The sequence below is a fragment of the Streptomyces gamaensis genome, assembly GCF_042656465.1.
GTDB lineage: Bacteria > Actinomycetota > Actinomycetes > Streptomycetales > Streptomycetaceae > Streptomyces > Streptomyces gamaensis.
Genome location: NZ_JBHSPB010000013.1, coordinates 112,968 through 124,844, shown reverse-complemented (window position 1 = coordinate 124,844; position 11,877 = coordinate 112,968). Strand labels below are relative to the sequence as shown.

Genomic DNA, 11,877 nt, shown 5'->3' with positions numbered 1-11,877 from the left:
GCGCGTCCGGCGCGAACCCAAGCACATGAACAGGACATTGCGGTCACATGGCAGCGGGAACGGCACCGTTGAACCACGAGCGGTCCGCCGCCTAAGCTCGAACACATCAGCAACACGGCCGTGTGCCCGAGTGGTTGAGGGACTCGCCTGCAAAGCGAGTTACGCCGGTTCGATTCCGGTCACGGCCTCTGTGAGTACGGGTACTCGTGAGCTCCCCGGAGCCCATGAGTACCCGTACGGATACCGGGCCCCGGGCGCCCCGCCTACCGTCGGCAACATGATCACGCAACACACCCGGCGCCGTCCGCACGACGACCACGCGACCCTCTTCCCGAGGCGTGCCGGGGTGTGTCTGTGACCATCCCGGCCACGGCTTACGGATGCCCGATGATCCAGACGACCTGCACCTCGACGTGATCGGGGAAGACCCGGTACCCGATCGACACCCGTGCCGCGTCGAGCACCAACCGGCGCAATGCGGTGGGGCCGCGCCCCTCGTGCTCGGTGCCGACGTCGTACGGGCGGGTCGCGAGCGGGCCCCGCTCCGCTTCGAGGACGGCACGCCGCTGGTCAGGGGCTAAGGTGCCGATGCCGCGGCGGGCATCCGCGCTGTAGACGACACGGTAGGTCACGCGCGCGGCTCCAGCGTCTTCGGGTCGTACTCGGCCCACACGTCCTCGGAGGAGTACGTGGTGGCCGTACCGTCCGCCGACGCCGCGGCGGCGGCCCGGACGACGGGGTGGACGAGCGACAGCCACACCATCCGGTACTCGGCGATCAGGTCGCGCAGCTGCCCGAACGGGGCGGTGTCCAGCCGAGCGGTGAACGCCATCAGCTGCTCCGGCCACGGGGCGAGCGCCGCCTTGAGCTCCGCGATCGTCTGTGGCCCCTCGTCGGCCTCGACCCGATACGGAGAGCGTGTCGGGTACGCCTCTGCGGGCTGTGCGCTCATGATGTCGCCTCCTCGAACGGTACGGCTCCAGTGTGCTCGATGTCCGGGCCCGGGGCGGTCTGATCCAGGCATCTCCACCACCTCATCGGATGAACGTCACGGAATCCCCTGCGGGACCGTTGCTTCCAGGGGACAGTCGGCCCACGTCGCTGCCGTCGCGGCGAACGACCAAGGCCAGAGGGGGCGCTATGACACCGCGACTGGAGCGCCCGGTGACGGCCGGGGAAATGCGGAATTTCAAGGCGATCGACAAGGCATTCCCGGACTTGCACGCCGAGATGATCGACGGGGAGGTCTGCATCGATACCAGAGCCACCGGCGCTCATGGCCAGATGGTGATGTCCCTCGGGGCCCAGCTGCTCGCGAAGTGGTGCGTCATGACGGAGGTCAACACCGTCTGGGCGGGCTGGCACGGGACGACCTACCTGCGCCCCGACATCTCCGTGGCCGACCCCTCCCACCGCGGTGCCAACCGCAAGGAATTCCCCGCGGACGAGCTCATCCTCGTGGCCGAGGTCGTCTCCGAGTCGAACCCGGAGAACGACACCCGCCGCAAGGTCGGCAAGTACGCCCTGGCAGGCGTTCCGTACTACCTGGTCGTCGACCCCATCGAAGGCCGTTGCCTTCTCTACTCCCTGCCGGCCGAGGGCCGTTACCGGTCCCAGGTCGAGACGAAGTTCGGCGACCCGGTGCAGCTCGGCGCTCCCCTCGATGCGGAGCTGGACACCACGGGCCTCTTCACCTACTGAGCGAGGGGTTGTCGTACCCCACTGCTACGGTCCCGGACCATGACAACAGCGCTCCCGGACTTCCCGTACCACCCCGACCCCGTGGCCACGGGTGTCGTCGTCCCCTCCGACGTGACATGCGTGTGCTGCGGGCAGCAGCGCGGCCATGTCTATACCGGCCCGGTGTACTCCGAGGCCGACGGGCTGGACGACCGGCTGTGTCCCTGGTGCATAGCCGACGGGAGCGCCGCGGAACGCTACAAGGCTTCGTTCACGGAGGGATGCCTCGGCGATCACGTACCGGTGGACGTGATCCTCGCGGTCGACACCCGCACGCCGGGCTATGACGCGTGGCAGGTGCCCCAGTGGTTCTACCACTGCGGCGACGGCGCCGCTTTCCTCGGCGCCGTCGGAACTCCGGAACTCGCGAACTACCCCGACGCCGTCGAGATGTTGCGCCAGGAAGCCCACGACTGGGGCTGGTCACCGGAAGAAGTCGACCACCACCTGAGCACCCTCGACAAGGACGGCCAGCCCACGGCCTACCTCTTCCGGTGCCGGGTGTGCGGGACGCATCTCGCGTACTCGGACTTCACGTAGGGGCCTGGTCGAACTCGGTACGGCGCACCCCGCCGGGCGGGCCGTCAGGCAGACGCCCCCGTCACCCGCCCCCCACCCCACCTGGCCCGGGCCTTCTCCAGGTCGAGTGGCACCCGTTCGATGCCGGTGCCGTACGACCAGTCCTCCGCCGGCACCCGCCAGATGATCTCCAGGCCGATCCCGTCCGGGTCGGTGGCGTATACCGACAGGTGCATGCCCTGGTCGAGGCATTCCTTGACGGCCCCCGCCGCCTCCAGGCGCGTCTTCGCGGCGGCGAGTTCGTCGAGTGTGCCCACCTCGAACGCGACGTGTGCGAGCCCCGGTCCGGAGCTCGCGTCCCCGCCCCCGGCGGGAGACGCATCGGCGAGCAGCGCCAGATCATGGTGATTCTCGGAATCCACCGCCGAGCGGAGGAAGACGAGCAGTGGTGTGCCGTCCGGTCGCGGGACGCTGTCGACGACCTTCAGCCCGAGAACGTCCCGGTAGAAGCCGACGGAGGCGTCGATGTCGGTGACGGACAGCGTGACGTGGTTGACGCGGCGGATCGTCACGGCTTTTCTCCCTTCTCCCTCACCCGATCGAGTGGTGGTGAGTGATGGTGAGCAGACGGATCGTATCGCCGGGCGGGCCGCTTCCCGGGAGTGACGCCCGGAACTCGGGTAGCGGGTCGGGGGGTTAAGGGCGGCAGCCCGGCAGAAACCCGTCAGAGGCGTCGTCCTGCGGTTTTGAACCCGGTACCTGAGACCCGGTATCCAGAGACCCGGGATTCGAGCACTCTTTTCAAGGAACGGGAGGTAGATATATTCCCACCCGCCCACCCTCCCCCGCGTACGCGAGCGCGCACACGCACCCATGCACGCGCAACGCGCGTATAGCACAGGAGAGTTGACTTCCGGCAATCCGGCGTGACCGCCCGTGCGCGGCGTGTAACGTGCGCAGCAATGAAGCGAGCCCCGCTGGTGTAGGCGACACCAATACGGGGCTCTGACCTTCCAGATCGACTGAAGCGGAGACGATCCGATGGTTGACGCCAAGCTTAGCGCTGTTCTCATGGCTCCCGCAGGCTTCGGCAAGCGTTGTGTCCCCGACCAGCCCCCGCTGCGCCCGGGCACGTACGCGCACCTGCCCAAGCGCGAGGCGTACTTGGCGCACTACATCGACCGCCTCCCCGAGGGCGCCGCGATGGGCGTCAAGGCGCTGTCGCAGACGACCCGTTACGGGCAGATGGCCGTCGGCAGCGCCCTCAGGTACCTCAAGGGCGAGGGGCACCTGTTCATGCACCGGGGACCCCTCTGCGAGGGCAGCACGATGTGGGTGACCCGCACGTTCTGGTCCCGGATCCCGCGCAGTCAGACGTGGTGGGACGCCTTCGTCAACGGCGGCGCGGCGGCGGGCTCCTGGGCCGAGGACGCGCCGGTACTCGTGGCCGAAGAGGCTGAGGAGGCCGAAGAGACCGAGGAGGCCGAGGTCGAGGAAGCCGGGGCCGCCCCCGTCGTGGCGGAGCTCAAGGCGGAGCTCAAGGCGGAGCTCAAGGCGGAGCTCAAGGCCCAGCTCAAGGCCCGGCCCGAGGCAGAGCCCAAGACGCAGCCCAAGACGCAGCCCGCGCCGCTCCCGCAGCCCCTCGTTCACCCCTACGGGCGACCCACCCCCGCCCCCAAGCGCCCCTCCCGCGCCTACACCGCCCTCGCCGGACTCGGCCTCGCCGACCCCCGCATGTGCCTCTCCGCCGCCGACTGCGCCGAACTGGAGCCCCTGGCAGAGGAGTGGTTCGCCCGCAACGTCTCTGAACAGCAGTTCATCGCCGCCATCACCGGCGGACTCCCCCACGACGGCGTCCACTCACCCCTCGGCCTCGCCCGCCGCCGCCTCACCGCCAAGCTCCCGCCCCTGCTGGCCCGTTCACCCGAACCGGCGACCCAGCCCGCACGCCGCCGCCTCATCGAGTGCACCAACTGCGCCCGCCCAGGCACCCCCGAGGCCTTCCACAACGGCCTGTGCCGCACCTGCCGAGGCGACGGCACCCCCACCCCCTGGGGCACCACCACCGCCGACACCGTCCACACCCACGCCGCGAGAATCCGCCGCGACATGCGCGACCGCAAGGCGGAGCGACAGCACAGCGCCCACCCCTGAGACGGCGACCTGCGCGCCCATCCCGCCGCGACGCGGGAACCTCGAACGCGCCGCCACCGTCCCAGGTTTGAGGGCCCTCAGGGCGCGTCAGCCGAAATCCCGTGAACCTCCCGACTTCCCAGGACATTGCAGGAAAAAGCCGTCATCGGGGTCCGTCCGCGTCGGCAGGGGGGTTCATTCATGTTTGGCGATCTCCCCGCCGTTCTCCCTGATCCCGCGCGCACCGCCCCCGGGAGAAACGAATCTCCGCGCATTTCGCATGACGCGCACCCCGGAGGAAATCTCTTCGCGCTGGCGGAAGATACCGGAATGCGCGTCCGACACACTCCTCAACCCCCGAATGTTCATTGCCCAAATATGATTGTCCTACTTACTTTGAGTGTTGCGCGGGCCGCCGCTCGTGGGTTTCCGAGAGGGATCCCCAAGACCCGTCGCACAGGCGCCTGTTGATCGTTGTCCCCGCGAGACAAAAGGAGAAACGCCATGACGTACGAGCGTCCCACCCTCACGAAGGCCGGCAGCTTCCGCAAGGTGACCGGCGTCAAGAACACCGGCTCGCCGGACGTGCTCGCCGGACACCAGATCCTCTGATCCGGGGCGGGCGGCCCGCACCCGCCTGATTCCTGCGGGCAGTGCGCTCCGGGCCGTCGCCGAGGCGGCCCGTCGACCGGGTGACGGCGTCCAGCCGCCACCCGGTCCCCTGTCCGCACCCCGTCGACCGAAGGCCGAGACCCATGGAGCAGTCCCTGTCCCTCCGGGCCGTCCCCGCCTGGTTCGTCGTCCTCCCCGACACCGACGCGGCGGCCCCCCTCAGCCGCGCGGCACACCCCCACGCCCACCAGGTCCTGCGGCACGCCTCCGGAAGGCCCTGGATCATCGGGCGCTGGGCACCGGAGGCCATGGTGACCGGCGAGCACCGGGGCACACGCCTCGCGGTGACCGGCGAGCACGCCGTCACGCACCACCAGGCCGAGCAGGCCGCCGCGGCCGTCACCCGCGCCCGTTCCCTCGACGCGCTGGACCGCGCCGCCGACTGGCCCGGCAGCTTCCACCTCATGGCGAGCGGCTTCGGCGACGTCCGCGTCCGGGGCTGCGCGGTGGGCCTGCACCGGTTCTTCCACACCACCGCCGGCCGGGTGAGCGCGGCCGCCGACCGGGCGGACATCCTCGCCGAACTGACCGGCGCCGAACTCGACGCGGGCCGCGTCGCACTCGCGCTGCTCACCATCGGCGTGCCGTACCCCTGGACGGGAGAGCCTCTCTGGCGGAACCTGCGCGCCGTCCCGGGCGGTCACCACCTGACCCTGCACGCCAACGGCCGTGCCCGCACGGCGCGTTGGTGGTCGCCACCCGACCCGGTCCTCCCCCTCGCCGAAGGCGCCGTCCGCCTGCGTGACGCGCTCGCCGAGGCGGTCGGGGTCCGCACCCGGGGGCAGAGCCTGGTCAGTACGGACCTGGGCGGCCTGGACTCGACGGCCGTGTGCTGCACGGCAGCGCGCGGGGAAGCCCGGATCGTCGCCTACACCGCCGCCGTCCACGACACGACCGGCGACGACGTGTACTGGGCCGAACGCACCGTCCGGGCGCTGAAGAACGTCGAGCACCACGTCGTACCGGCCCACGACGTGGCCCTGACCTTCGACGGGGTCGACACCCTCACCGACGTCCTGGACACACCCTGCGTCATCACCGTCGCCCGCAACCGCCGCATGGGCATCGTGGAACAGGCCGCGGCCCGAGGATCCCGGCTGCACCTCACCGGTCTCGGCGGCGACGAACTCCTCGCCGGCACACCCGCCCGTCTGCACTCCCTGCTGCTCACCCACCCGCGCACCGCCGTCCGCGCCATCCGGGGCTACGCCGCCAAGTACCGGTGGCCGCACCGGGCGACGCTACGCCAGCTGCTCGACCGGCGCTCCTACGGGGCCTGGCTCGACCGGGTCGCCCGCGACCTCACGGCACCGCCGGCCGCCCCCGGCGAGCCCCTGCTCGACTGGGCGATCCCTCCGCGCATGCCGCCCTGGGCCACGGACGACGCCGTCGCGGCGGTCCGCGAACTCCTGCGCGCCGACGGGCCCGTACAGCCGCGCGGCAGGAACCACGGCGAGCACCGCGAACTCGTCGCCATGGACGGCATCTCCCAATGGACCCGGCACATCGGGCAGATGGCGGCCCCGCTCGGCATCACCGTCTCCGCCCCCTACTACGACGCCCGCGTCATCGAGGCCGCCCTCGCCGTCCGCCCCTCGGAACGCATCACGCCCTGGCGGTACAAGCCGCTCATCGTCGAGGCCATGCGGGGCGTCGTCCCCGAGACGGGCCGCACCCGCGCCACCAAAGTGAACGCCACTTTCGAGGAGGAGACGGGAATGCGCGACCACCGCCGGGCCCTGCTGACCCTGTGTGAGGACTCCCGGCTCGCCCGGCTGGGCCTCGTCGACGAGGACGTACTGCGCGACTGGTGCCGACGCCCTCTCGCCGCCGAGACCGGCAGCTGCCTGCTCCACTCGACGGTCGCCTGCGAAGCGTGGCTGCGCGCCCGGGAGATGACGCCCCGCCCGGCCACCACGAACGGAACGGGGTGAGCCGTGTTCGCGCTGAAGCCCGGCATCCTGCTGACCGAGACCGAGTACGGCATGGCCCTGCTCGACCAGAAGAGCGCCGAGTACTGGACGCTGAACCCGACCGCCGCGCTCGTCCTGCGCGCCCTGCTCGACGGGCACGGCGCCGAGCGCGCCGCCGAGCTCCTGACCGCGCGCTACGAGGACGTGGACCCGGACACGGCCGCCGAGGACGTCCGCCGCGTCCTCGACGGCCTGCGCTCCGCCGGCCTCGTCTCCCTCTGAACTCCCGGACCGGCCCGGCCCGTTCACGAACGGAGAGGCACGCATGTCGTCATCGGAAGCGCTCCCCTACGACCCCCGTTCCGTTCCCCTCGGCCGCCGCTGCGTGGCACGGCTCGCCGTCGCGGGCGCCCATCTGCTGGCGATACTGCCTCCGCACCGGATCCGGGCCGTCCTCACCCGGCTGCGCGGCGGCGTCCGGCCCGCCACCCTCGCCGAGGCGAGCGCCGCGCGGGAGACGGTGCTCGCCGTGAGCCTCGCCGCCGGCGGGCAGAAGGGCTGTCTGACCCGGTCCCTGGCCACCGTGCTGCTGTGCCGCTGGGACGGCCGGTGGGCCACCTGGTGCGTGGGCGTACGCACCCGGCCGCCGTTCGCCGCGCACGCCTGGGTGGAGGCCGACGGCGTCCTCGTCGGCGAGGGCGCGGCGGCCGGCTACTTCCAGCGGTTCTTCGGTGTGGAGTGAGCGATGACCGTCGCAGCCCCCGCCGAGGCCACGGGCACGCAGTCGGTGGACACCTCCGCCCGCCCGGGACACCGGGCCCTGCTCCGGCACCTGCGCCCGCAGTCCGGCCGCCTGGCCGCGGGCCTCGCCGTGGGCCTGACCGGCAGCGTCCTGGGCCTGGCCCAACCCCTCGCGGCCAAGCGCGTGGTGGACGACATGGGCCGGGGACACCCGGCCGCCGGACCCGTCGCCCTCCTCAGCCTGCTGGTCGTCGCCGGGGCCGTGCTCGCGGGGCTGGGGTACTACGTCCTGCAGTGCTCGGCGGAGTCCACCGTCCGCGACGCCCGCTGCCGACTGGCCCACCGCCTGCTGCGGCTGCGGGTCCCCGTGGTCGAGAGCACCGAGCCGGGCGACCTGATCGCCCGGCTCACGTCCGACACGACACTGCTGCGCCGGACCGCGCCGCTCGCCGTGACCGCCGCCGTCAACGGCACGCTGGTGACGGCGGCGACCGTCACCATGATGGGGCTCCTCGACCCCGTTCTGCTGTGCGCCACCCTGGCCGTCGTCGCCTTCGTCGGCGTCCTCGTCGCGGTCGTCTCCCCCCGCATCGGCCGGGCCACCCGCACCACGCAGGAGGCGGTGGGCCGCCTCGGTTCCACACTGGAACGCGCGTTGGGCGCCTTCCGCACGGTCAAGGCGTCCGGCGCCGAGCGCCAGGAGACCGAGGCCCTCCGGCGGGCGGCCGAGGAGGCCCGCCGCACCGGGGTGCGGGCCGCCGCGTGGGAGTCGGTGTCGGCGACGGCGACGGCGGTGGTGCTCCAGGTCTGCTTCCTCGTGGTGCTGGGACTGGGCGGCGCCCGGGTCGCGTCCGGGGCCATCGGCGTCTCCACGCTCGTCGCCTTCCTGCTCTACCTCTTCGCGCTCGCCCCGCGGGTCGGCCAAGTCGTTGAGGGAGTGGGCCAGTTCCAGGTGGCGTCGGCGGCGGCCGGCCGGATCGCGGACGCGGAACGGCTGGAGGTCGAAGAGGGCGAGTCCGAAGTCGGGGCCGAAGAGGTGGAGGGCGAACGGGGCGCCCGGGACGGGGAACCGCGACCGCCCGTCGCCGTCAGCTTCCGGCAGGTCTGCTTCACCTACCCCAGGCCCGGGGCGCACCCCACCCACCACCGGGTCTCCTTCGACGTCCCCGCACGCGGACTCACCGCCTTCGTCGGCCCGTCCGGCGCGGGCAAGACCACGCTCCTGTCCCTCATCGAGCGCTTCTACGAGCCCTGTTCGGGACGCGTCCTGCTGGACGGGAAGGACATACGGCACTGGCCCCTGGCCCGGCTGCGGGCCCGCATCGGCTACGTGGAGCAGGACGCCCCCGTCCTGTCGGGCACCCTGCGCGACAACCTGACGTTCGGCACGGCCGGTTCGTCCGACGCGGACATCGCGAAGGTCCTGCGCCTGACCCGCCTGGACGAGGTGACCGCCCGGCTGCCCGACGGGCTCGACACGACAGTCGGCCACCGCGGCAGCCGCCTCTCCGGCGGCGAACGCCAACGCGTCGCCATCGCCCGCGCGTTGCTCCGGCGCCCCGGCCTGCTGCTGCTGGACGAGGCCACCTCGCAGCTGGACGCGGCGAACGAGGCGGCGCTCCGCACGACGGTCGCCGCCGCCGCCCGGGAGGTGACGGTCCTGGTGATCGCCCATCGCCTGTCCACCGTGACGACGGCGGACCGGATCGTGGTGATGGAAGCGGGACGGGTGCGGGCCATCGGCTCCCACGGGGAGCTGATGGCCCGCGACGAGCTGTACGCGTCGCTGGCCCGGACGCAGTTGCTCACGTGAGCCGGCGAGGGCCGGGCCGCTTCACCCGGCGCCGCGTCCGTCTCGGCGGCGCCCCCGGAAGGGTGGTTACAGCGCTTCCGTACCGTGTTGCAGGTCGCGCAGCTCTTCCAGGTTCTCCCGGAGCTTCTTCATGTCCGCGGAGGGGTGTTCCCGCTCCATCTTGCGCATCTTCTCCAGCTGCCGCTCGATCTCGGCGGAGCTGTGACCGCCCGGGGCCGAGCCCTTGCTTCCGGCCGAGGGCGAGCCCTTGCCCGTACCGGCCTCGCCCAGCTTGGCGGACTGCAGGTCGCCGACGGCCCGTTCCACGTCCTGCGGCTTGATCTTCTTGGCGCCGGAGGGCGCCTTGAACGCGGGGGCCTCGCCCTTGAAGCTGATGGACAGCGGCAGCTCGCCATTCGGCTTCTTGCCGTCCTTGGCGAACTGGGCGAGGTCCAGCGTCAGTTCACGGACGACGCCGCCCTTGATGGCGATGTCGAACTTGATGTCCTTCTCGGGAACGTCCGTGACGTCATCGGGCACGGGAGGGAAGGACGGGTTCTTCTCCGCGAGCGGCTTCAGCCCCTCGGCCAGGTCCTGCACGGCCTTCTTCGCGGGCACGATGGCCGTCACATGGTCGGCACCGCCCTTGCTGCCGGCGTCCTTGAGGTCGGCGTTGTCGACGAGGGCCTTCTTGAAGGCGTCCAGGATCTTCTTCTGGTCCTGGACGTCGAGCCGGGCGGCGGGACCGCCGCCGGGGCCGCCGAAGCCGGGCTTGTTCTTCGTGAACTCCTCGAAGTCCTTGATGTCGTAGGCCAGCCACTGCCCGCTCATCATTTCCTTGAACGGGGACGGCATCTTCTCCAGCTCGCCCAGTCCCTGCTCAAGACCCTCGCGGCCCTTCGCCGTCATTCCGGCGATGCGCTTGAAGTCCATGCGCTGGTACATCGTCCTGCCGTCGGACCGGATGTCCATGACGGGTTCCCCGCCGTCCAGGGCGAGCGCGTATCCGCCCGGAACATAGGTGTTGGCCTCCGGCGACTTGAGGACTTCCCGGACCGGCTTGTCGGAGTCCACCCACGCGGAGACCCTCATACCGGCCATGATCTTGGCGTAGTCGCGCTCAAAGCCCTTGGAGTCCTTCAGCGCGGACCAGATCTGATCCTCGCTCGCCGCGATCCGGAACTCCGCGGTGAGCGCCTTGCGCTCACCCAGTTTCTCGAACCCCTGCTGGACCTTCGCGCCCGCGCTGATCTTCTCGATCGGGCCACAGGCGACGGACACGGTGGTAATCAGGGCCACACAGCCGACGGCGGCCGAGCCCTTGCGCTTGATGGAGATGCTCCTGCTCCTGATTCGATGCGACAGATGCCGATGCGACGGCTGATGCCGGTGGGTACGACCAGGATGCCCGCGGCAAGGTTGTACACGCCAGCGGTTTTTGTCGGGGCCGCGCAGCGATCGAGCGGGGGAGCCGGACTCATCACTTCCTGGACGAAAGCTCCCCGGAAACACACAGGCACCGGACGCGCTCGCTGAACTCGTCGTGGCTCAGGGTCTCGTGCCGCCCGTGCGGGTCGTACAGCCGGATGGTGTCGGCGTCGTAGCCGAGGACGGCGAAGGCGTGCTGGTCCTCCTCCTCGCCCATGTCGAGGCCCGCTATGACGACCCTGCGCTGGTCCAGCCCCGACATCGCCTCGTCCAGGGCACCCTCCAGCGGCTCGTCCCCCGCGTCACCCTCGCACTCGATGCCGTATCCGAGCAGCTTGAGAGCCGTCGAGACCTTCTTGCAGCCGTCGAGGGCCTCGTAGCTGGGTGCCCCGAGCAACGGGGACTTCCGCTTCGCCAGGGCCTTCTCCATGAGCGCCACCCAGGACGAGGTACGGCCGTCGGCGTACAGACCCGTGGGGCAGGCGGGGCGGGCGTGGACAAGGGGACCCACCTCGACCGTCCGGTCGAGCCTCACCTTGTAACGGCCGTTGGGCAGCGGCTTGATCCGGTTCTCCAACGACGCGGGGTCGACGTACGCCAGGGCCGCCAGGGTGGCGAGGTAGACGCAGTCGCCGACCTCGCCCTGCCGGACGTCGTCGGGCCGCGGATAGCCGGTCCGGCTCCACAGGGTGAGTTGGCTGAGGTCCCATGTGGTGAGCTGCACCCCGCCGGCCGTACGCTCCCGTTCGGCCCTCGACTCCCGTACGGACGGCCTGCGTTGCGGGGCGGCGGCGGACGGCTCTGTTCTCTTCAGCGCGCTCAGCATCAGGCAGGGTCCCTCTCCCGGTGTCAGGGCACGTGTGGCAGCGACGTCACCCAGGAGCGAGCCTAGGTACGGCTGCCATGGCGTGACTGTCGGCGCTGGTCGACTGTGGGGGG

13 protein-coding genes and 1 tRNA gene are annotated in these 11,877 nt (G+C 71.1%); 9 read left to right on the top strand and 5 right to left on the bottom strand.

Translation table 11 applies throughout. From position 1 onward, the window contains the following. Window positions 1-116: 116 nt before the first annotated feature. Window positions 117-188, top strand: a tRNA-Cys gene (locus ACFP1Z_RS21630). A 186-nt stretch (window positions 189-374) separates the two neighbouring features. Here ACFP1Z_RS21630 and ACFP1Z_RS21625 read toward each other — a convergent pair. Further along, complete coding sequence (locus tag ACFP1Z_RS21625; RefSeq protein ID WP_390318468.1) at window positions 375-632, bottom strand: hypothetical protein; 258 nt, start codon at window positions 630-632, stop codon at window positions 375-377. After that, window positions 629-952, bottom strand: a complete 324-nt coding sequence (locus tag ACFP1Z_RS21620) for a hypothetical protein (RefSeq protein WP_390318466.1) — start codon at window positions 950-952, stop codon at window positions 629-631. The genes ACFP1Z_RS21625 and ACFP1Z_RS21620 overlap by 4 nt, the downstream gene beginning before the upstream one ends. 188 nt (window positions 953-1,140) lie before the next feature. Between ACFP1Z_RS21620 and ACFP1Z_RS21615 the strand changes: the two genes are divergently transcribed. Together ACFP1Z_RS21615 and ACFP1Z_RS21610 are read left to right on the top strand one after the other, a co-directional pair. After that, window positions 1,141-1,701, top strand: coding sequence for a Uma2 family endonuclease (locus tag ACFP1Z_RS21615; RefSeq protein ID WP_390318464.1), 561 nt, complete (start codon window positions 1,141-1,143; stop codon window positions 1,699-1,701). Window positions 1,702-1,740: 39 nt separating this feature from the next. Further along, the gene (locus ACFP1Z_RS21610; RefSeq protein WP_390318462.1) at window positions 1,741-2,280 is read left to right on the top strand and encodes a CbrC family protein; all 540 of its coding nucleotides are present in this window, start codon (window positions 1,741-1,743) and stop codon (window positions 2,278-2,280) included. A gap of 44 nt (window positions 2,281-2,324) precedes the next feature. Here ACFP1Z_RS21610 and ACFP1Z_RS21605 read toward each other — a convergent pair whose 3' ends face one another. Continuing rightward, a complete protein-coding gene (locus tag ACFP1Z_RS21605) occupies window positions 2,325-2,831 on the bottom strand; it encodes a VOC family protein (protein WP_390318461.1) in 507 nt (168 codons plus the stop codon). Window positions 2,832-3,330: 499 nt separating this feature from the next. Between ACFP1Z_RS21605 and ACFP1Z_RS21600 the strand changes: the two genes are divergently transcribed. The 6 genes from ACFP1Z_RS21600 (at window position 3,331) to ACFP1Z_RS21575 (ending at window position 9,531) form a co-directional block, all read left to right on the top strand. Next, a complete protein-coding gene (locus ACFP1Z_RS21600; protein ID WP_390318459.1) occupies window positions 3,331-4,413 on the top strand; it encodes a MarR family transcriptional regulator in 1,083 nt (360 codons plus the stop codon). Between the two features lie 483 nt (window positions 4,414-4,896). Beyond that, window positions 4,897-5,004, top strand: a complete 108-nt coding sequence (locus ACFP1Z_RS21595; RefSeq protein WP_390318457.1) for a keywimysin-related RiPP — start codon at window positions 4,897-4,899, stop codon at window positions 5,002-5,004. A gap of 143 nt (window positions 5,005-5,147) precedes the next feature. Beyond that, window positions 5,148-6,998 (top strand): lasso peptide isopeptide bond-forming cyclase, encoded by a 1,851-nt coding sequence (locus tag ACFP1Z_RS21590; RefSeq protein ID WP_390318455.1) that lies wholly within the window; start codon window positions 5,148-5,150, stop codon window positions 6,996-6,998. Window positions 6,999-7,001: 3 nt separating this feature from the next. Beyond that, a complete protein-coding gene (locus ACFP1Z_RS21585; protein ID WP_390318453.1) occupies window positions 7,002-7,259 on the top strand; it encodes a lasso peptide biosynthesis PqqD family chaperone in 258 nt (85 codons plus the stop codon). Between the two features lie 43 nt (window positions 7,260-7,302). Further along, on the top strand, window positions 7,303-7,719 hold the full coding sequence (locus ACFP1Z_RS21580; protein WP_390318451.1) for a lasso peptide biosynthesis B2 protein: 417 nt from the start codon (window positions 7,303-7,305) through the stop codon (window positions 7,717-7,719). Window positions 7,720-7,722: 3 nt separating this feature from the next. Next, window positions 7,723-9,531 carry an ABC transporter ATP-binding protein gene (locus ACFP1Z_RS21575; RefSeq protein WP_390318449.1) on the top strand — a complete coding sequence of 603 codons (1,809 nt, stop codon included), beginning with the start codon at window positions 7,723-7,725 and terminating at the stop codon, window positions 9,529-9,531. Window positions 9,532-9,597: 66 nt separating this feature from the next. On the opposite strand, the gene ACFP1Z_RS21570 is transcribed toward ACFP1Z_RS21575, so the two are convergent. Then, the gene (locus tag ACFP1Z_RS21570) at window positions 9,598-10,791 is read right to left on the bottom strand and encodes a hypothetical protein (protein WP_390318447.1); all 1,194 of its coding nucleotides are present in this window, start codon (window positions 10,789-10,791) and stop codon (window positions 9,598-9,600) included. Window positions 10,792-10,990: 199 nt separating this feature from the next. Then, window positions 10,991-11,764 (bottom strand): C2 family cysteine protease, encoded by a 774-nt coding sequence (locus tag ACFP1Z_RS21565; RefSeq protein ID WP_390318445.1) that lies wholly within the window; start codon window positions 11,762-11,764, stop codon window positions 10,991-10,993. Between the last annotated feature and the right edge of the window lie 113 nt (window positions 11,765-11,877).